General features: G+C 59.2%; 20 protein-coding genes. 8 read left to right on the top strand and 12 right to left on the bottom strand.

All coding sequences use genetic code 11. From position 1 onward, the window contains the following. Positions 1 to 70: 70 nt before the first annotated feature. Complete coding sequence (locus ACP0GE_RS09310; RefSeq protein WP_424831674.1) at positions 71 to 577, top strand: DUF721 domain-containing protein; 507 nt, start codon at positions 71 to 73, stop codon at positions 575 to 577. A gap of 14 nt (positions 578 to 591) precedes the next feature. Next, the gene (locus ACP0GE_RS09305) at positions 592 to 1,254 is read left to right on the top strand and encodes a DsbA family protein (protein ID WP_424831673.1); all 663 of its coding nucleotides are present in this window, start codon (positions 592 to 594) and stop codon (positions 1,252 to 1,254) included. Between the two features lie 38 nt (positions 1,255 to 1,292). Here the strand turns inward: ACP0GE_RS09305 and lpxK are convergent, their stop codons facing one another. Genes lpxK through ACP0GE_RS09285 form a run of 4 tightly spaced genes read right to left on the bottom strand, consistent with a single transcriptional unit; the run spans position 1,293 to position 5,643 of the window. Beyond that, positions 1,293 to 2,291 carry a tetraacyldisaccharide 4'-kinase gene (lpxK, locus tag ACP0GE_RS09300; protein ID WP_424831672.1) on the bottom strand — a complete coding sequence of 333 codons (999 nt, stop codon included), beginning with the start codon at positions 2,289 to 2,291 and terminating at the stop codon, positions 1,293 to 1,295. After that, complete coding sequence (locus tag ACP0GE_RS09295) at positions 2,278 to 3,513, bottom strand: 3-deoxy-D-manno-octulosonic acid transferase (protein ID WP_424831671.1); 1,236 nt, start codon at positions 3,511 to 3,513, stop codon at positions 2,278 to 2,280. Before ACP0GE_RS09295 ends, lpxK begins: the two co-directional genes overlap by 14 nt. Further along, positions 3,510 to 4,310 (bottom strand): inositol monophosphatase family protein, encoded by an 801-nt coding sequence (locus ACP0GE_RS09290; RefSeq protein ID WP_424831670.1) that lies wholly within the window; start codon positions 4,308 to 4,310, stop codon positions 3,510 to 3,512. The genes ACP0GE_RS09295 and ACP0GE_RS09290 overlap by 4 nt, the downstream gene beginning before the upstream one ends. Further along, on the bottom strand, positions 4,297 to 5,643 hold the full coding sequence (locus tag ACP0GE_RS09285) for a TldD/PmbA family protein (RefSeq protein ID WP_424831669.1): 1,347 nt from the start codon (positions 5,641 to 5,643) through the stop codon (positions 4,297 to 4,299). The genes ACP0GE_RS09290 and ACP0GE_RS09285 overlap by 14 nt, the downstream gene beginning before the upstream one ends. A gap of 208 nt (positions 5,644 to 5,851) precedes the next feature. Here ACP0GE_RS09285 and ACP0GE_RS09280 point away from each other — a divergent pair, with 208 nt between their 5' ends. After that, positions 5,852 to 6,532: an FkbM family methyltransferase gene (locus ACP0GE_RS09280; RefSeq protein WP_424831668.1), complete on the top strand. Its 681-nt coding sequence runs from the start codon at positions 5,852 to 5,854 to the stop codon at positions 6,530 to 6,532. 41 nt (positions 6,533 to 6,573) lie between these two features. Here ACP0GE_RS09280 and ACP0GE_RS09275 read toward each other — a convergent pair whose 3' ends face one another. After that, the gene (locus ACP0GE_RS09275) at positions 6,574 to 8,097 is read right to left on the bottom strand and encodes a DUF2125 domain-containing protein (RefSeq protein ID WP_424831667.1); all 1,524 of its coding nucleotides are present in this window, start codon (positions 8,095 to 8,097) and stop codon (positions 6,574 to 6,576) included. Positions 8,098 to 8,230: 133 nt separating this feature from the next. On the opposite strand from ACP0GE_RS09275, the gene ACP0GE_RS09270 reads away from it, so the two are divergent. Both ACP0GE_RS09270 and ACP0GE_RS09265 read left to right on the top strand, forming a co-directional pair. Continuing rightward, a complete protein-coding gene (locus ACP0GE_RS09270) occupies positions 8,231 to 8,980 on the top strand; it encodes an SDR family oxidoreductase (RefSeq protein ID WP_424831666.1) in 750 nt (249 codons plus the stop codon). 76 nt (positions 8,981 to 9,056) lie between these two features. Beyond that, on the top strand, positions 9,057 to 9,764 hold the full coding sequence (locus ACP0GE_RS09265) for a VOC family protein (protein ID WP_424831665.1): 708 nt from the start codon (positions 9,057 to 9,059) through the stop codon (positions 9,762 to 9,764). Here the strand turns inward: ACP0GE_RS09265 and ACP0GE_RS09260 are convergent, their stop codons facing one another. Continuing rightward, on the bottom strand, positions 9,765 to 10,061 hold the full coding sequence (locus tag ACP0GE_RS09260; protein WP_424831664.1) for an HNH endonuclease: 297 nt from the start codon (positions 10,059 to 10,061) through the stop codon (positions 9,765 to 9,767). It abuts the gene before it with no gap. An 18-nt stretch (positions 10,062 to 10,079) separates the two neighbouring features. On the opposite strand from ACP0GE_RS09260, the gene ACP0GE_RS09255 reads away from it, so the two are divergent. Beyond that, positions 10,080 to 11,279 carry a TIGR03862 family flavoprotein gene (locus ACP0GE_RS09255; protein WP_424833829.1) on the top strand — a complete coding sequence of 400 codons (1,200 nt, stop codon included), beginning with the start codon at positions 10,080 to 10,082 and terminating at the stop codon, positions 11,277 to 11,279. Here ACP0GE_RS09255 and holA read toward each other — a convergent pair. The 4 genes from holA to ACP0GE_RS09235 form a co-directional block, all read right to left on the bottom strand. After that, positions 11,276 to 12,304, bottom strand: coding sequence for a DNA polymerase III subunit delta (gene holA / locus ACP0GE_RS09250; RefSeq protein ID WP_424831663.1), 1,029 nt, complete (start codon positions 12,302 to 12,304; stop codon positions 11,276 to 11,278). The genes ACP0GE_RS09255 and holA overlap by 4 nt on opposite strands. After that, positions 12,301 to 12,792, bottom strand: a complete 492-nt coding sequence (lptE, locus tag ACP0GE_RS09245) for an LPS assembly lipoprotein LptE (RefSeq protein WP_424831662.1) — start codon at positions 12,790 to 12,792, stop codon at positions 12,301 to 12,303. Before lptE ends, holA begins: the two co-directional genes overlap by 4 nt. Beyond that, entirely contained in the window at positions 12,779 to 15,331 is a 2,553-nt protein-coding gene (gene leuS, locus ACP0GE_RS09240) for a leucine--tRNA ligase (RefSeq protein WP_424831661.1), read from the bottom strand. The genes lptE and leuS overlap by 14 nt, the downstream gene beginning before the upstream one ends. Positions 15,332 to 15,403: 72 nt before the next feature. Next, the gene (locus tag ACP0GE_RS09235) at positions 15,404 to 15,892 is read right to left on the bottom strand and encodes a DUF3576 domain-containing protein (protein ID WP_424831660.1); all 489 of its coding nucleotides are present in this window, start codon (positions 15,890 to 15,892) and stop codon (positions 15,404 to 15,406) included. A gap of 281 nt (positions 15,893 to 16,173) precedes the next feature. Between ACP0GE_RS09235 and ACP0GE_RS09230 the strand changes: the two genes are divergently transcribed. After that, positions 16,174 to 17,226 carry a porin gene (locus ACP0GE_RS09230; protein ID WP_424831659.1) on the top strand — a complete coding sequence of 351 codons (1,053 nt, stop codon included), beginning with the start codon at positions 16,174 to 16,176 and terminating at the stop codon, positions 17,224 to 17,226. Between the two features lie 102 nt (positions 17,227 to 17,328). After that, positions 17,329 to 17,988, top strand: a complete 660-nt coding sequence (locus ACP0GE_RS09225) for a YggS family pyridoxal phosphate-dependent enzyme (protein ID WP_424831658.1) — start codon at positions 17,329 to 17,331, stop codon at positions 17,986 to 17,988. Here ACP0GE_RS09225 and ACP0GE_RS09220 read toward each other — a convergent pair. Together ACP0GE_RS09220 and ribA are read right to left on the bottom strand one after the other, a co-directional pair. Further along, positions 17,972 to 18,472 carry a L,D-transpeptidase family protein gene (locus ACP0GE_RS09220; protein ID WP_424831657.1) on the bottom strand — a complete coding sequence of 167 codons (501 nt, stop codon included), beginning with the start codon at positions 18,470 to 18,472 and terminating at the stop codon, positions 17,972 to 17,974. The genes ACP0GE_RS09225 and ACP0GE_RS09220 overlap by 17 nt on opposite strands. After that, complete coding sequence (ribA, locus tag ACP0GE_RS09215) at positions 18,469 to 19,563, bottom strand: GTP cyclohydrolase II (RefSeq protein ID WP_424831656.1); 1,095 nt, start codon at positions 19,561 to 19,563, stop codon at positions 18,469 to 18,471. Before ribA ends, ACP0GE_RS09220 begins: the two co-directional genes overlap by 4 nt. Between the last annotated feature and the right edge of the window lie 109 nt (positions 19,564 to 19,672).

Here is a 19,672-nt window from a genome sequence, read left to right as displayed (position 1 = left end):
CTCCCTGTCGGGTTTTGCTGGCGCCTGCCCCTATGCCCCTTACAATAGCGGCGCAGGAGTTGGAAACCAGATGCAGCGCAGACGTTCTTCGACCCGCGGGTTCAAACGCACCGCGACATTGCTGAACGACCAAATCAGACGCGCCGGTGAAAGCCGGGGCTTTGCTGTGTCGCGCCTTCTGACGCATTGGGCCGAGATTGTGGGGCAGGACATCGCCTCGATCGCGCGCCCGGTCAAAGTGGGCTACGGCAGGGACGGGTTAGGGGCAACACTGACGGTGCTGACCACCGGGCCGCAGGCCGAAATGCTTAACATGCAGCGTGAGCAGCTGCGCGCCAAGGTGAATGCGGTTTATGGTTTTAATGCCATCAGCCGTGTACGCATCACGCAGACCGCCCCGATTGGATTTGCCGAAGGGCAGGCCAGTTTCGATCATAAGCCGAAACAAGCCAACCCTAAGATACCACCAGAGATTGCAGCCGAGGCAGGCAAAGTGTCGCGAGATGTTCATGATGAAGATTTGCGCGCTGCCCTTGAACGTCTGGGCCGCAACGTTTTATTCAAGCAGAAACGCTGAGAAAGGGCTGAGAAATGAGCCGTATTGCAACCGTAATCTGTGCGGCTGTCGCCGTAGCCGCTGGCGGCTATTGGCTGACCACGTCGAACCAGACCCCTACCTATCCGCTAGTTAGCAGCGCCGAGGCGCAAGAGGCCGATCTGGACACCTCGACCATTGTTGAAATGGTTCTGGGCGCCGAGGACGCGCCGGTCGAGATCATCGAATACGCGTCTTACACTTGCCCGCATTGCGCGAATTTCCACAACGGGCCGTACAAGCAGCTAAAAGAGGACTTCATCGACACCGGGAAGGTCAGGTTCACCTATCGCGAAGTGTATTTTGATCGCTACGGTCTTTGGGCCTCGATGGTGGCCCGCTGTGCAGGGCCCGATAAGTTCTTTGGCATCACCGACCTGATCTACGATGGTCAGTCCGAGTGGACCAAAGCGGGCGGCCCGGCAGAAATCGTCGATGAGCTGCGAAAGATCGGGCGTTTGGCCGGGATCGACAATGACCAGCTTGAGGCCTGCTTGCAGGATGGCAACCGCGCGCAGACGCTGGTGGCCTGGTATCAGGAAAATGCCGAGCGTGATGGAATTCAGTCGACCCCGTCTTTCATCGTGAACGGCAAGCCGGTTTCCAACCAGTCCTATGCAGATTTCAAGGCTCTGATCGAAGCCGAGCTTGGCAGCTGAGGATTTCGGCCAGTCCTTTCGCGGGGCTGGCCAGCCTTTCAGGGGGCTGGCGCGATCTGAGCCAGCATGTCCTTCACCTGATCGCTTTGCGGTACGTTCAGACGGACCGGCAACGTAATCACCTTATGGCGAAATGCAGCGGGCAGGCGCACCGCGTCTTTTTCCGTGGTAACCAACTGAGCTTTCAGTGCCTTGGCTTCACTTTCCAGACGATTCATCAAGGCCGGGGTCAGGGGCTGATGGTCGTCCAGTGGCTCGGCCCTGACAAGGGTGGCACCTTGCGCGCGCAAGGTTTGAAAAAACTTCTCGGGATAACCTATTCCAGCAAACGCCAGAACCGGAGTGCCGCTCCAGTCCATACCGGTTTGCAAGGGACTGACCTCGCCTGTGACATGGGGTACGGTCAGGGAACTGGCCCAGTTAGCGGAAAACGCGGCCTGTGCTTCTGTGTCACCCAAAGACAAAACCAGATCAGCGCGTTTCATTCCGGCTGAAACAGGCTCTCGCAAAGGGCCCGCTGGCAAACACAGCCCATTGCCAAATCCACGGGCGGCATCCACGACGAGGATCGAGAAATCCTTGACGACTGTAGGGTTCTGGAAGCCGTCATCCAATACAATCACGGAAGCCCCGCCTTCCGCCGCTGCTTTCGCCCCTGCAGCGCGATCCTTGGCGACCCAAACATCGGCAAAGGCGGCCAGCAGCAGCGGCTCGTCCCCGACCTGAGCAGCGGTGTGTTTGCGCGGATCGACCTTGACGGGACCTTCCAGCGATCCGCCATGACCACGGGTGATCACATGCGGTTCGTGCCAAAGGCCTCGCAGCAGGTCCAGGACCCAGATTACGGTCGGCGTTTTGCCGGTGCCGCCTGCGTTCAGGTTTCCGACACATACAACCGGAACGCCTGGCGCCGTACCGGGTTTCGAGGCCACACGACGCGCGGTCGCCGCCGCATAGACCCAACCCAGAGGCGCCAGCAGACGCGCGCGCAGGTCCAACTGATCGGGCCGTGTGCTCCAGAAATCAGGTGCGCGCATCTTGGGCTCTCCGCCGGTCCAGCATGTCCTGAACCATCTCTACCATCTGATCGGATTGCGGCGCACCCTCGGTCACCACTTGCCATCCGGCCAGCGCCATATCGGCACAACGATCCGGGGCCAGCATCTCCACAACCGCATCGCCGAGTTCGGTTGCGCTTCTGACAGCCCGCGCTGCGCCCGCGCGTCCCAATCTTTCGTAACTGTCCCGGTGCAGGTGCACAAAGGGGCCGTGCACAACCGCCGATCCCAACGCGGTTGACGTCAGCGGATCCTGTCCGCCTGCCCCGCGATCAAGCGAGCTGCCCATGAATGTGACGGATGATACCCGATGCCACAGGCCCAGATCTTCGGCCTCAGATGACAGGATCACCTGCGTTGTATCCTCGATCGGTTGGCCGTCATCCCAGCAGGCGCACCGCAGATCCATCGTTTCAAGCCGACGTTGCAAAGGTGAGCTTTCCGCCGGATCCGCAACATTCATCACAAGCGCAAGTCTCGGCAGGATTTTCATGGCCTGACGATGCGCGCTCAGGACCGAAATAAATTCGGTGTCTTTGACACAGGCTGCCAGCCAGACCGGTCGCCCGGACAAGGCGTGGTTTATTTCGATCAGCTCATCCTCGGGCCAGGGGCGCGGCATCGGGCTGATCCTGAGTGGTGGCGATACTGTCACCTTGCTGAAGGCAATGCCAAGCCGCCTTATCGCGCGCGCAGCTTCTTCAGTTGGGGCCAGAACCTGATCAAAGCAATCCAGTGTGTAACGGGTGATGTCCGGCAACCATCGCCCCCCACGTGCAACCTTGGTGTCTGTTTCCGCCTCGATCAGAAGCAGCGGGATGCCTTTTTCTTCGGCCCGCGTAATAACATTGGGCATCAGCCCGCCCCCGACCCACAGCCCAATGTCGGGCCGCCAATGATCCAGAAATGCGCGCGCGCCGCCTGTCTGCTCTGCTGGCAGCTTGATCAGAGAAGGTGCGTGTTCGGCCCAGGGGGCCAGATCGGTGTCCGGCGGTACAGTGAACAGCAGGGACAGCCCCGGGCGCACCGCCAGAATTCTTTGGCACAGGTCACTGACAACCCTCAACCGGTCTTCTGAATTGACGTGAACCCACAGCACTTCGCCTTCGGGCCGTGGCCCGGTTGCCGCCACCGAAGGATGCGGCACACCCCAGGATAAAACCCGATAGGCAGCAAGGCTGAGGGATCGTGGCTTGCTCATGCCTGTATTCCTGCGCCCTTCGGATCAAGTCTGGCGTATAGTTGGGCGTGCAAGTCAGGCCCGGCTGCGACGACACCGTTCAGTCGGGGATGAGGGTTGTTGAACCGCAACGCTTGCCCCGCACGATCCGTGCACAGCCCACCCGCTTCGCGCAGGATAAGATCTCCGGCGGCGATGTCCCATTCCCAACTGGGGCGCAGGGTCAGCATACCGTCGAACCGTCCCTGAGCGACCAAAGCCATGCGATAGGCCAGCGAGGGCCGGTAAACACGGTTGAAGTCGGGCACATCCCCCGCGCGCCAATGCTTAGGGTCCAGATTTGGTTTTGCAGCCAGTATTTCGGCTTCGTTCATTGCTCCGGGGGCTGAGGCGTGAATTGGTGTACCGTTCAGCTTGGCACCCTGACCTTGCGCCGCCGCATAAAGCAGGTCGCGTAGCGGCAAATAGATGACAGCGGCCGTGATCCATCCATCCTCGGCAACCGCCAGCGAATGCGCCCATGTGCGCGACCCTTCGGCGAAACTGCGGGTGCCATCGATGGGGTCGATGATGAACACCTTGTCGCGGGACAACCTGTCCGTCGAATCCTCGGTCTCTTCACTCAGCCAACCGTAGTCGGGCCGCGCTGCCTGTAGCTCGCGTTCCAGCATCGCGTTGACGGCCAGGTCGGCTTCGGTCACGGGGCCTGTGCCGTCAGGTTTGTCCCATCGTTGCGCCTGCGTGCCGGAATACCGGGTCGCAATGCGACCCGCTTCGCGCGCGGCGTCGATCAATAGGGGCAGATCAGTTGCCGGCAAGTGTCATCCCTTCGATCAGGATCGAGGGCACAACGCGCGACAGATAGCTGCGCGCGTCATTTGCGGGGATGATCCGCATCAGCATGTCGCGCAGGTTGCCTGCGATAGTGCATTCATTGACCGGGTGACTAATTTCTCCGTTCTCCACCCAAAACCCCGAAGCCCCGCGTGAATAATCTCCGGTATTGGGGTTGATGGTGGATCCGATCATCGAGGTCACGAGCAGACCGGTTCCCATGTCACGTATCAGATCAGCCCGGCTGCGGTCGCCTTGCGTGAGGCTCAGGTTCCAGTTGCTGGGTGACGGCGGCCCGGACACGCCGCGCGCCGCGTTGCCTGTCGAACTCATATCCAGCTTGCGGGCACTTGCCAGATCCAGTGTCCAGCCGGTCAGTACGCCATTTTCAACAATTGCTCGGCGCCGTGTTGGCAAGCCTTCGGCATCGAACGGGCGCGAGCCTGAAATGCGCGGGCGGTGCGGGTCTTCGATCAGCGACAAATGCTCGGGCAGAACCTGTTGGCCCAGTGCATCCTTCAGCCAGGATGCACCCCGCGCTATTGCCGCGCCATTGCTGGCTGCGAGCAGATGTCCAATCAATGAAGAGGAGATGCGTTCGTCAAACAGAACCGGAAAAGTGCCAGTCGCGGGCTTGCGCGCCCCGACCTGTTCAACCGCGCGTTCCCCGGCGGTGCGTCCAATCTCGACTGGGCTGCGCAGGTCGGCCTGAAAACTGCGGCTGTCACCGTCATAGTCCCTCTCCATCCCAGTGCCTTCGCCCGAGATCGCAACACATGATGTCGACCGGCTGGTGCGCGCGTATCCGCCCGAAAACTCGTTGGTTGCCGCCAGATGAACACGATGGGTGCCATAAGCGGCTGCCGCGTCCGATACCTGTGTAACGCCATTCACAGCCAATGCTGCGGCCTCTGCCGCCAGCGCGTCCTGCATCAAAGCCTCGGCGCTGGGTTCCGGGGTTGGGTCGAACAGTTCCAGCGTGTCCATGTCCCATTCGGCGATCAACTGATCGGCGTCGGCAAGACCGGTAAAGGGGTCCTCTGGCGCTTCCTTGGCCATGGCGACCGCACGTTCGGCCATTGCTGTCAGAGTTTCGGGGCGGCTGTCCGAGCTGGAAACGATCGCCTGCCGCTTGCCAAGAAACACCCGCAGCCCAAGATCAGTCCCCTCAGCCCGTTCGGCGTGTTCCAGCGCGCCATGCCGGACCTCGACCGAAACCGAGGAACCGTCGATCACGATGGCATCTGCAGCATCGGCCCCAGCTTTGCGGGCCGCATCCAACAGGTGATGGCTGATCTCTTCGGGCGTTTTGGTCATAGGGCCTCCGGTCTGGTTGTCTTGGACCTAGCCTTGCGCAGTCGGCCTCGCAAGGGCTGCAACACCAATGTGTTGAATTTTGGTCTGACGTAGAACGGAATCCTTGCCAAAGGCCAAGTAATCAGCGCGCACCGGCCTTTCGGTGGTTGAGGGATAGCAGCCGGGTCAAATTGCCTGCTATGATAAGGCAAACAGGCAAGAGGGCAAAATGCAGGATCACCTCAACTTACATGGGATTCTGATCCCAGATGACTCGCAGATCATCACGGACAGGGTCAGGCGATCCATTTCGGCCGGACGTTACGAAAGGGATGAAATGACGGGCTTGCCCAAATTTATCGACCCTGCGGACCGGGTTGTCGAGCTTGGGGCCGGTATCGGCTTCATTTCTTCTTTCCTGACCAAGCGCTTGGGGGTGCGTCAGGCCTTGTGTATCGAAGCCAACCCCACCTTGTGTGATTTCATTGGTCGCGTGCATGCTGCCAATGGCATCCAAGACGTCGATGTTGTCAACGCTGTGGCGGTTAGCGAGGCTCAATCCGGCGAAACGTCCAGCTTTTATGTCAGAGAGCCATTCTGGTCATCGTCGATGGATTCAAAACCGGAATACGAACGTGTTGTAGACGTCCCGCAGGTCTCTTTGCCTGATGTCTTGCGCGATATGGATGCCAATACGCTGATCGTTGACATTGAAGGCGGCGAGAAAGGGCTGTTTGAAGGGATGGATTTGGTGAATGTCACCAAGGTCTATCTTGAGGTCCACACGCGCAAGATCGGACTGCGCGGTATCAAGAACTGTTTCGACAGTCTTTCCGCGTTGGGGTTTGTTTACGACCAACGTGTAAGCTGCGGGGGGTCCGTCCTATTCCGCCGTATGCGCGGGCGATAAAGCGTGTCGGGAAGGCAGGCTTGCCGCCTTCCCGGGTGTCGTCACTTCAGGCGCTGACCGTTGGCCAGAATCTGACCATCTTCGGTAAACTCGATTTTCGAGTTCAGCGTGTCCGGTTCTTCGCCCGGAACTGCCATCAGACCCATCATCATCCGTGCGCCCAAGGCATCGTTTTCGGATACAAAGCCCATGCTGATCAGCGTGTCGATCAGGGTATTTGCGCCGACCAGTTGCAGGGTTGCTTCACCCACTGGGGTCGGCATGCCGTCAAACGCTTCGGTGTTGGAGTTGTCGAAGGTGAAATCGCCAGTCCCCGTCAGGCTGGCCCCAACCAGCGATACGATCAACTCGTTGATCTTCAGCGAATGCAACTCACCCGGTGCCGCATCGCCAGCTTCAAGCGCTGCAACCGCCTCGGGGTCCATGAAATCGACCATCACTTTACCGGTGCCGCTGGTATCAAGCGCTATGGTCGCCGGATCGCGGGGCAGCGCACCTGCGGGGTCAAACATGCCCCACAAGACGTCCGACATGGTGAAGTTGGTCAGGTTCATCGCAAAGGCAAAGGGTTCCACCTCATCCGATGCGGCGATCGGGAACTCGAATTTAAACCCTGCCTTTTCCATGGCAATTTCGATTGGGAACGGCAGGTCGGCTGTGGTCACCGCTACTTTCGCGCTGTTCTGCTCCAGATCATAGGCGATGCGGTTGGCGTCGATGCTGCCTGCAAACCGACCCCCTTCCGAGTCACTGGCCATCGAGAACGCTTCGCCTTCGGCCGTGCCCGCCATTTCGGTGTTGCCTGCGCCATAAGTGAAGATGCCCGACGCAGCAAAACCGGCTTTGTACAGGTTCTGGATGTTCTCCAGATCAAACTCGGACGGTAGAACGCTGTCGCCTTCGAAGGTCAGTTGTTCCAGCTGACCTTTGATCCGCGCGTCGTCTCCTGATTCGGGATCGTTGAAGGCAATGTTGTAGCTGGCGTTGTCTGCCGTGAACGTCTGGGTGATGTCCCGGTTTTCGCCAATCTTCATCAGCGACGATCCGGTCATGTTGTTGATCGCCAGACCAAGGTCGATCATATCCTTCGAGACCGTTTCGCCATCAAACTCGACCGAATTCAGGCTGAGACCCAGACTGTTCGCCTTGTAGTCATAAGTCATCTCTTTCGGAGTGCCCGAGACCACCATGTCCAGCGCGTCATTGGTGAACAGAAGTTCTGCCGTGAACGGCTCACCTTCCGAGTCGCCGGACACCATGACCGGGTAGCTGGGCGGGAAACCGATGTTGACGGTGCCGTCGCCGTTTTCGGTCAGGGTCATTTCGGGAATGACGACCTGAATCCGCTCCTCTGTTTCCGGAAGCGCCATCATCATCGTCATGTCAGTAATTGTCGTAACGTCGCCAGACACGCTTTCATCGCCGGTTACGGTATAGCCGACACCGCCCAGATAGGCCTTCCAATCGGCCCAGACATCTTGTGCGGTTACGTCGGCAAAAGCACTGTGGGTGGCAACGGCATAGGCCAGCGCTGCGCCACAGCTACGGCGAAATAAAACAGACATAAGAGAACCCTTCTCGATCAATTTTTCCGGCATCGTCGTGGTTGCGGCTGCTATCGTCAAGGGGCAAGGGCTGGACCAGTTCCCCCTTTGCACGGTACGAGTTTATCAAATCTCAACTCAGGGGGGCTAGAGGATGCAGATGAAAGGGAAAACCGTTCTTATTACGGGCGCCAGCCGGGGCATAGGGGCCGAGGCAGGGCGCGTTTTTGCCGCAGCAGGGGCCAACGTGGCATTGGTTGCGCGCAGTCGCGATCAGATTGGCGCTCTGGCCGAAGCGTTGGGCGACAACGCCATGGCGCTGGCATGTGACGTTAGTGATTTTGCTCAGGTTGAACAGGCGGTCGCCGATTGTGTTGATCGGTTTGGCGGGTTGGACGTTCTGATCGGCAACGCCGGTGTGATCGATCCGATTTTCCACATGTCCAGCGCCGAGGTCGCCGCCTGGAGCAAGGCCATCGACATCAACCTCAAAGGTGTTTTCTATGGTATGAGAGCGGCCTTGCCGGTCATGCGGGCCACCGGGGCCGGTACGGTGCTGACCGTGTCGTCCGGCGCGGCGTCAAATCCGGTCGAAGCCTGGAGCCACTATTGCTCGTCCAAAGCCGGTGCCAAGATGCTGACCGAATGTCTGCATCTGGAAGAGGGACATCACGGTATTCGGGCGATGGGCCTGTCGCCGGGGACCGTCGCCACCGACATGCAGCGCTCGATCAAGGCCAGCGGGATCAACCCAGTCAGCCAGTTGGAGTGGGAGGATCATATTCCCGCAGATTGGCCGGCGCGCGCCTTGCTATGGATGTGCTCATCTGATGCCGATGAGTTTCTGGGTGCCGAAATCTCACTGCGCCGCGAGGATATTCGCCAAAGGATTGGCCTGTCGTGAATGACTTGACGAAACAGGGCCGGCCGCGACCGGTTGCACCTTTTTCCCGGGGTAGGGTTGAGGTGCGTGCATGAGGATGTCCGCCGTTATCTTGCGCGTGGCTGATCCCGAGGGGTTGGCGCAGTTCTATCGGAACGTGCTGGGCATGCAGGTCCTGGTTGAAGGGGATGCGCGTCGTGTCGGCTATCCCGGGCGAGATGCCGACCTGCTGCTGATCCCCGGCGGGGGTGGTTACGTTCAGGATCGCGGGCAGCGATACTGGAAGATCGGGATCACCCTGCCGAATGTCGACCTGGCTGTGGCGCATCTGGAGGGCCTTGGCGTTCCTGTCAGCGCACCAAGGCAATTTCTGGACATCGGATACATGTGCCACCTGAATGATCCCGAAGGGTTTGGCATCGAACTGTTGCAGCACGACTTCGATGGCAACCGGCCCGAGGGTGCGGGTGACCCCGCGGCTCCCTTCGCCCGGGCGTGCGTCGGGCAGATCACGTTGCGCACAGGGGATATCGCCGCCGAAGACGCCGTCTGCCATAAGCTGGGAATGCGCTTGTTGTCCGTGCAGGACGTTGCGCATTATGGGTTCGATCTGCACTTCTATGCATTCACGGATGAAACACCGCCGGCGGCCGATCTTTGGGCTGTTGAAAACCGCGAATGGTTGTGGAAACGCCCCTATACGACGCTGGAATTCCAACATATTGCCGACGCCCAATTCTCACCGGTTCCCGACTACATGGGGATCGAGATTGAGGGGCAGGAGGAGCCAATTTTCACCGTCTGATCAGCGCGTTCGTCGCTTGCCGGGTACTTTCGACCGAAAGCCGGGCGGGCGTTTGCGGACCCAGTTCAGGAATTTCTCAAGCCGGGGATGGGTGCGCAGGGCGTCAATCGTATGAAAGCTGCGCGACAGTTCGGTTTCTGTCAGGGTGGCGTGAACCTCTTTGTGGCAGATCTGGTGCAGCAGAACGGTCGGGCCGCCCTTGCCTCCTTTGAGTTTTGGGATCAGATGGTGCAGGCTGCCGCTCCCGTTGGGGATCAGGCGGTCACACAAGGGGCAAATCGGGTCACTGTCGCTCATACCGGCAGCGTCGCGCCGATCAGCGGGCAAGGCAAGAGGGCAACCATGGCACAAACAGTGGTGATCGGAGCAGGCCCGGCAGGTCTGATGGCTGCCGAACATCTGGCCAGAGCCGGGCATGATGTTCTGGTGACAGACGCCAAGCCCTCGGTCGCGCGCAAGTTTCTGATGGCCGGGAAATCGGGTCTGAATCTGACCAAGGACGAGCCGCCGGAGACGTTGATGAACGCCTATGGGGAGGCCGCCGATTGGCTGCGCCCGATGATCGCGGAACTGGATGCACGGGCCATTCAGCACTGGGCCCGTGATCTTGGGCAAGACCTGTTCACAGGGTCCACCGGGCGCGTTTTTCCGAAGGTGATGAAGGCCTCGCCTTTACTAAGGGCTTGGTTGGCGCGGCTTGACGAAAAGGGTGTGCAGATCAGAACGCGCTGGCGCTGGACCGGCTGGAATGGGCCTGCGCTGAGTTTTGAAACGATCGAAGGGCCGCAATGTGTTCAGGCGGATGCAACGGTTCTGGCCTTGGGCGGTGCCAGTTGGGCGCGGTTGGGTTCAGATGGAGCCTGGGCGGACGTTCTGGCGGGCAGGGGTGTCGAGCTTGCGCCCTTCGCCCCTGCGAACTCGGCCCTGGCTGTGGATTGGAGCCACCACATGCAGCCGCATTTCGGATCAGCCCTAAAAGCGGTGTGCTGGAAAGCAGGGTCGTTGACCAGCCGCGGAGAAGCGGTGATTTCAGCCAAAGGGCTGGAAGGCGGCGGGTTGTATTCCCTGACCCCGGCCTTGCGGGCAGGTGCGCCGCTATCCGTGGATTTGTTGCCTGACCTGATGCCCGACAGTCTGTCGGCTCGGTATAAGGCAAAGAAACCAAAGGCTTCCCTGACCAGTTGGCTGAAAACAGGCCTGCGCCTGCCGCCACAGAAAATCGCTCTGTTTCACGAGATGTCGAAGGGCTCATCAGTGGATGTGTGCTGCCTGCTCAAGAATCTGCCCATTCACAATTCAGGCCTGCGACCGATGGATGAAGCAATCTCAACCGCAGGCGGCGTCACGCGCGGCGCATTGGACGACCGGTTGATGCTGACCGCTTTGCCTGGTGTGTTCTGCGCTGGAGAGATGCTGGACTGGGAGGCCCCGACCGGAGGCTATTTGCTGACTGCGTGTCTGGCGACAGGCCGGTGGGCCGGTCGATCAGCAACCGATTGGCTACAAGCGCGTTAGCGGCTTTGTGCCAGCATTGCCAGACGGATCATGGCGCGCTCGACCAGCGCCATCGCGGGCGCGGTCTGCCCGGCGGATCGCAGCGACAGGTCGGTGTCGGTCAACACGGTTAACGCAGTCTGCAACCTAGGCGCGCCCCATCCTTGAGCCTGACGCAGGATTCTATCCCGTCGCTTGCCGTAAACCGGGGGGCGCAGCTTTCCGATCCCCTGCGCCGCACCGCCCGGATCAGAGGCGCAGGCGTACAGAGTGCGGAAATGCCGGGTTGCCCCGATGCACAGGGAAACGGCATTTGTGCCCTGCGCCTGCAACCGGCGGATCAGCGGCCCGATCTCTGCCGCGCGCCCTTCGGCGACTACGTTCAATACATCGTCCAAGGCGGCCTCGGTTGACCGAGGTGCGCAGGCTTCGATGTCTTCGACGCCAACTTCGGACGCATCACCTTGCTTGTAAAGCGACAGTTTTTCAACGGTTTGTGCAAAATCCCCGGGGCTGAGGGCAACGGCAAGTTCGCCCAGCGCTGACATGGAATCGCGTGGAATGTTCTGCAATCCAGCCTGCGTAAGAATCCGTTCAACCTCGGCGCGCGACGGCGGATCGTCATAGATGCCGACCGCATAGGCCGCCGGATGACTTTCGAACGCTTTGCGAATTTTCGAGCTGGGTTTGAGCTGTCCGGCCGTCACGATGATCTGCGCATCACCCGGTGACCAGTCCTCAAGCGCGGCTAGAATTGCGGGTGCGGCGGTTTCGGTGGCGTCTTCCACAAATACCGCACGAGGGCCGGGAAAAAAGCCCACTGCCTTGACGGCATCCAACAGCTGCGCCGGGTCGCCCCGCAGGTCGCCGCCTGGCATCCGTGTCAGGCGCATTTCCTCTTCGGCACCCTTCCCTAATAGGGCCGCTAGCACCTGCTGCCGCTTGAGAGCGACGCGCATCGCATCCGCGCCGTATATCAAAAGCCCGGTCTTGTCCGCGTCCGGTTTGGCGAAATACCCATCGGCCTCACGCGGGCTTAGTTTCATGAGGTCAGGCCCGGTGCCGCGTAAAGCCGCGTCACGATCTGATCTGAAAGAATCACCATCAACCGCTCTTTGGCCGCGCGTTCGTCGGCAAGGGTCGAAACGGTCGAGCCGGCGGCGGAATAGGCGACGAAATCGATAACGGTACCCGAGGCAATCACTTGCCCAGTTTCTTTTGACATCAGGCTATAGTTGGCGCGCCCATCGATCGTATAGCGATTGGTTTCGTTTGTCGGAGTGATTGCCGCGGCCCGGGTCACGGTCGAGACATTCACATCCAGACCATAGGCACTGCTGGACTGGGCGCTGCGCCCCAGACGTTGCTCTAGATTCTGGACCAGCATGAAGCTGTCGGTCGTGTTTGGGTCCGACACGGCGACTTTGCCGAACAAGGCCGAGCCAGAGCCGCCGGGGGCATAAACCGGCTCAAAACCGCAGGCGGCCAGCGCCAGCGGCATGAGCAACAAGGTTCTGCGATCAAACGACGACATTCACGATCCGGCCCGGGACGACAATTACTTTCTTCGGCGCATTGCCATCCAGCGCCTTTTGCACAGCTTCGGTGCTGAGCGCGATTTTTTCAACCTCGTCCTTGGCCATATCCTTGGGAACGCTGATTTCCGCGCGGCGCTTGCCGTTGATCTGGATCGGCAGGGTGACGGTATCGTCAACCAGCATTGCTTCATCAGCCACCGGCCAGGGCGCGGTGGCGACCAACCCTTCGCCGCCGAGCATTTGCCAAAGCTCCTCGGACAGGTGTGGGGTCATCGGCGACATCAGTTGGGCCAGCGTTTTGGCCGCCTCACGTTTGGCCGCAGTACCCGCTTTGGATTTTGCCAAGGTGTTGGTGAAGGCGTAAAGCTTGGCGATCGAGGCGTTGAAGCCAAACGACTCGACCCCGCCCGACACGTCGTGAATTGCCTTGTGCATCTCACGCAGCAGGGTTTCGTCCTCGGCATTGTCTGGGGCGTCCGACCCCGTGATCTCGGACGCGATACGGTGCACACGGGAAAGGTGTTTGAACGCGGCTTCCGCCCCCGAGGCGGTCCATTCCACGTCCCGCTCGGGCGGCGAATCGGACAGAACGAACCACCGCGCGGTATCGGCCCCGAAAGCCGAGATGATGTTGACTGGGTCCACCACGTTTTTCTTGGATTTGGACATTTTGGCCGAGGGGATGATCTCAACCTCGGTACCGTCTGACAGTTTTCCGTCGGTTACATCCTCCGGCAGATGATAAACCGGACGGCCATTGGCGTCGCGGGTTTGGTAAATCTCATGCGTCACCATGCCCTGAGTGAACAAGGCGTCGAACGGCTCGATGGCCTTTTTGGGCAGGTGGCCGGTGATCTGCATCGCCCGCGCAAAGAAGCGGGAATAGAGCAGGTGCAGAATCGCATGTTCGATCCCACCGATATACTGGTCGACATTCATCCAGTATTCCGCCTCGGCCAGATCGGTGGGCGTTTCGGCACGCGGGGCGGTGAAGCGGGCATAGTACCAGGACGAATCGACAAACGTGTCCATCGTGTCGGTTTCGCGCATGGCCGGTGCGCCACAGGACGGGCAGGGCGTATCCCGCCAATTCGGGTGACGGTCCAGCGGGTTGCCGGGGATCGAAAAGTCGATGGGCTTGCCGTTGCCATCGTCATAGGGCAGCTCAATCGGCAGGTTCTCTTTCTTTTCGGGCACCGTGCCGCATTTCTCGCAATGGACAACAGGAATCGGGCAACCCCAATAGCGCTGGCGCGACAAGCCCCAGTCGCGCAGACGGTATTTGGTGACCCCTTCGCCCCAACCGGCCTTTTCGGCGAAATCGACGGTGACGTTGATCGCCTCTTCACCTGTCGCCTCGGTCAGACCCGCGAAATGGTTCACCCATCGGACTTTCTCGGTCTTAGGTGGAACGAACGCGATCTTGTCGACCGGCGTATCGTCATCCAGAGCAAAGAAAGTATCAATGACGGGCAGACCGTATTTGCGGCAGAAATCGAGGTCACGCTGATCATGCGCGGGGCAGGCGAAGATTGCGCCGGTGCCGTAGTCCATCAGGATGAAGTTGGCGATCCAGACCGGCAGCTCCCAACTCGGGTCCAGGGGGTGTTTGACCTTGATACCGGTGTCATAGCCCAGCTTTTCGGCGGTTTCGATCGCCTCTTCAGTGGTGCCACCCTTGCGGCATTCGGCAACAAATTCAGCGACTTCCGGGTTTTCGGCCTCAAGCTGCTTGGCAATCGGGTGGTCCGGTGAGATGCCGACAAAAGACGCACCCAGCAGAGTATCTGGGCGAGTCGTGTACACTGTGATCGGCTCACCGCCATCTGTGCGGTCAAATGAGAATTGCAGGCCGCGCGACTTGCCGATCCAGTTCTCCTGCATCAGCCGTACCTTGGCGGGCCAGTTCTCTAGCGTGTCCAACGCGTCCAGCAATTCCTCGGAATAGTCCGAGATCTTGAAGAACCACTGTGTCAGTTCGCGCCGTTCGACCAGAGCGCCCGAGCGCCAGCCACGGCCGTTCTCAACTTGTTCATTAGCCAGCACGGTCATATCGACCGGGTCCCAGTTCACCACGGCGTTCTTGCGATAAACCAGACCGGCTTCGAGCATATCCAGGAACAGAGCCTGCTGCTGGCCGTAATATTCCGGGTCACAGGTGGCGAATTCACGCGACCAGTCGATGGACAGGCCAAGAGGTTTCATCTGCCCGCGCATGTCAGCGATATTGCCATAGGTCCAGTCTTTGGGGTGGCCGCCGATGGCCATCGCGGCGTTTTCTGCAGGCATCCCGAAGGCATCCCAGCCCATCGGATGCAGCACATTGTGACCGGTGGCCAGCTTGTGCCGCGCGATCACGTCGCCCATCGTATAGTTGCGCACATGCCCCATATGGATTCGGCCAGACGGGTAGGGGAACATCTCAAGCACATAGTATTTCGGCTTGTTCGCCTTGTGGTTGGCGGCGAAGATTCCGGCCTTGTCCCAGGCCTCTTGCCATTTTGCTTCGATTTCGTTGGCCGAATAGCGCGACATCATGCGGTCCTTCGTGAATGAAAACGCCGGGCATGAACCCGGCGTGGTAATATTGTGAATTTCTGCGGGTGGCTAGAGCTTGTTGTCCGCAATACGTAGCTGCCGCGCCCGCGAGAGAATCGCATCTTCAACCGCGCGCGTGGTTGCAGCACTGACCGGAGCGCCCCCACTGGTTTGCAAAGAGACCGACAGCGAACGCGCTGCAAGGGCTGGATCACTGATATGCACAGTTGCACGGTATTGGCGGCCTCCGCCCGGTGGTCGACCGTAACCTGTTACGATTACACCGGTAAATGGATCAACTTCCTGCACTGGCAGGAAATTCAGCACGTCCAGAGACGCGCGCCACAAATAGCGATTTACCTGAGTAACCTGCTCGGAATTGTCTGGCCCAAATACATCCCAAATCGTACTGCGATTCGGATCGTTCAGCTCCCGTTCCTCGCTGGAGCTGCCGTCGACGGTCAGGGATCTGGCATCGCCCGGAGGTGGCCGATTCTGTCCGCAGGCCGAGACGGTGACCGTCACAATCGTAAAACCCAGAATCGTCAGCAGGCGCATCTTTGGCAGGTCCTGTATCACTTGTTGTGTGTTGTTCGGGTGATACTCCTAGACAAGGAGCGGTGCTGCAACAAGCCTATTCTTTACATAAGGGCGTGAGCGGGCGGCAGGAATTGGACCAAAATCGACTGTGGCATCCTTGCACCAATCCAACCTGAATGACGGGGCGGGGTTTATGCCAAGCTTGCGCAAAGGGGGCAAAAAGAGCGACACGGTGACCGTGCTGAGACATGTGCCCGGCATGTGTCGAGTAAGAAATCTTTGAAACCGAGGGAAACAAGATGAAAAAAGTTCTCTTCGCATCGACCGCTCTGATCGCAACAGCGAGCGTTGCAGCGGCCGACGTTAAGTTCAGCGGCTACGGCCGTTTTGGTATTGGCTACGTTGAAGATCGTAGCTACTCCGCTACTGCGGTCACTACGACAGTAAGCGGCGCAACCACTACCATTACCGCGACCGTCGACAGCCCCGACACTATCCTGATTTCGCGTTTCCGTCTGAACATCGACGGCACCGCAGAAACCGACGGTGGTGTTGAGTTCTCGGCTCGTGTTCGTCTGCAGGCGGACGAAAACGCCGCAACTGGCGAAGCAAACAGCGCAGGTCTGAACGGCGCTCGCTTCTCGGCCATCTACGGTGGTTTGCGTGTTGACGTGGGCAACGTTGCAGGTTCGTTTGACAACTTGGCGAACTACTACGGTAACGAGCCTGGTTTGGAATTCTTCATCGGCCAGTACGCGGCTGTTGACTATGACTTCCTGGCTTACTCGTCGACCGGTTCGGGTTCGAACGCTGTGTTCTTCCAGTACGCAGTTGGTGACTTCGCATTTGGTGCGTCCTATGACCAGCGCGATGCGGTATCGGTAACCCTTTCGACTGGTGGTACTCCGGTTGCAACTGGATCCGTAGAAAGCACCGACCGTTGGGATATCAGTGCAACTTACACCTTTGGCAACATTACTGCTGCTCTGGCCTATGGTCAGTCTGACGTTGCTGGTGGTGGCGACACAGAAAGCCTGACTGTTCTGACGCTGGGTGGTGACTTCGGTGATCTGAACGCAACTCTGTTCGTTGCGGACGATGACGTGAACAACTCAGCCCAGAACGGCACTGCATATGGTTTGTCGCTGGCTTATAACGTTGGCGCAGCAACCACCATTACCGCAGCTTACGGTGACGGTAGCGGTGACGGCGATACACAGAACTACGGTGTTGGCTTCATCCATGACCTGGGTGGTGGTGTGTCACTGAAAGGTGGCCTTGGCAACATCAAAGCCGGCGATAATGCTGACAGCCGTCTGCGCGCAGACTTTGGTGTAAACTTCAACTTCTAAGTTGATGTGAACCGCAAGGTTTAAGGGCAGGTCTTCGGGCCTGCCCTTTCCTTTTGCGCCGACATGGTGTTTTTCTGCGGCAACCGCAAAGTGAGAGGCCCTATGTCGCTACAAGAAATCTCTGACCGCATTGTCAAAGCTGAAGCCAAGGCCGAACGATCCGCTGGGTCAGTCAAGTTGATTGCCGTATCCAAAGTGCAGCCAAACGAGCGGGTTGAAGCCGTGTTGCAGCAGGGGCACCGTTGTTTTGGTGAGAACCGCGTGCAAGAGGCAGCAGGTAAGTGGCCTGGGTTCAAGGAAAAATACTCTGATATAGACTTGCACTTGATCGGTCCGCTCCAGACCAACAAGGCGCGTCAGGCGATGGAGCTATGCAACGCAATTCACTCAGTGGATCGTCCGAAGCTCGCCAAAACCATTGCCCGCATTGCGCAAGAGATTGGTGCCTGCCCGGATCTGTTCATTCAGGTCAATACCGGCGAGGAAGATCAAAAGGCGGGTGTATTGCCCGCAGATGCAGATGCGTTCATCGCTGAGTGCAGGACTCTGGACTTGCCGATTCAGGGCCTCATGTGCATCCCGCCTGTCGTAGAAGAACCGTCCCTTCACTTCGCGCTATTGGCAAAAATTGCCAGCCGAAACGGTCTGGAAGGCTTGTCGATGGGGATGAGCAGTGATTTCGAATCCGCCATTGCACTTGGGGCAACCCATGTACGTGTTGGGTCGGCCATCTTTGGCGAACGGGTCAAACTGCAGGGATAATCAACCGGGTTCCCGGCAAGATTTGCCGGGCGATCCAGAGTAAATGGTCGCGGCGAAAGGCGACGCACCCTTCGGTTGGAAAACCGGGGCGTCGCCATTGATGCAGGAAAATCGCCGATCCGCAGCCCGGGATGGCATTTGGCCAGTTCCAATCCGTCAAAAGAACCAGATCATACAAAGGGTCTGAGCGTCGTAGGTATTCATGGGACCCCGCATAGGGCGTCTGGACCAGTTGATTGTAGTCAGATTGTGATTGATCATCCGACCACAGATCTTGTGGCCCGATCGGACGTGCCCACGGCGTAGGCGCGACCAATCGATCCGGCCGGTACAGCATCCCAACGATCCGATGTGTTCCGGTGGGTGTGGCACCGTCGCCTTCGCGTTTGGAGTTGCTCAGCCCGCCCTTGCCGATCGCACACGGAAACACGCGCCCAAGAAAGCGCACACCTCTCGGTGTCAGAACCAGATCACCTGGTGTCACAACAAATGACCTGATTTCGCAGCCTTGGTCGCTAGGTACCCGCGATTATGGGCCGTCTCTCCGACCTTGAGCGGAACGCGTTCAGTAACGGCGATTCCGGTGCGTTCCATCATTGCGATTTTGGCGGGGTTGTTGGTCAGCAAGCGCACTGCGCCAAATCCCAGCGATTTCAGAATGTCCGAGCCGAGACGGAAGTCGCGCTCGTCATCTTCGAAACCCAGTCGATGGTTGGCCTCGACGGTATCAAATCCTTGATCTTGCAGGAAATAAGCGCGCATCTTGTTCGCCAGACCAATCCCGCGCCCCTCTTGGTTAAGGTACAAAAGAACGCCAGCCCCTTCTGCGCCCATCTGAGCCAGCGCGCCGCGCAGCTGCGGCCCGCAATCGCATTTCAGGCTGCCCATCAGGTCGCCTGTAAAACAGGCCGAATGGAGTCGGGCCAATACCGGTTTGTCCCGGTCTGGCCGCCCTATCTCGATGGCATAGTGTTCTTCGCCGCCGTCTTCGGGGCGGAAAACATGCAAGCGGCCGGCCTCAGACACTTCCATCGGCAGGCGAGCGGCCACGACTTCGCGCAGGGTGCTGCGGTCAGCCAGATGAGGGGCGGCACGCGTGTGATCAACGCAAGTCAGCCCGTGCGCTGCTGCAAACCCGCGACCGTCTTCGACGGGAACAACGACGGCTGCGGGCAGCAGACGGGCGGACTTGGCCAGTGCGATGGCGATTCGATGGAGATTGGCATTGCCCTTCCGCTCGCTCATCAACGGGCCTTTCATCGGCGTGCTGAGGTCGTCGGAAGGGTCTGCAACAGCCTGTACCCAGCTGTGATCGGCATCCGCCGGAATCAGGACCCGCGCCAAATCACCGTCATAGGCTCTGGCCTTCAACGTTTCCGCCCGCCGGTTGGTGATTGCAACGACCGGGTCACCGTCCAATCCGCGCAGGTCAGCCAGGCGCTGCGGATTGAGCGTTTCGGACGCGATGGCCAGAACACTTGTGCCGCTGTCATCCGTCAGAACAACAGGAAGCCCCATGCGCAGATCTGCGCGCGCACGTGCCAGAAGTTCGGTGATGTCTGGGATGAGACTCATGTATGTTACCCTATAACGTCCGGCACTTCTCCTACCCTGAACGAATGGAAATGTGAAACATTTCCTCCGCATCAGACACGAGGGCGTGAGACCGTTGCAGCAAATCTTG

Source organism: Ruegeria sp. (assembly GCF_965243365.1).
Classification (GTDB): domain Bacteria; phylum Pseudomonadota; class Alphaproteobacteria; order Rhodobacterales; family Rhodobacteraceae; genus Ruegeria.
The sequence above is the reverse complement of the archived record's forward strand: the minus strand, read 5'-3'. Positions and strand labels throughout refer to the sequence as shown.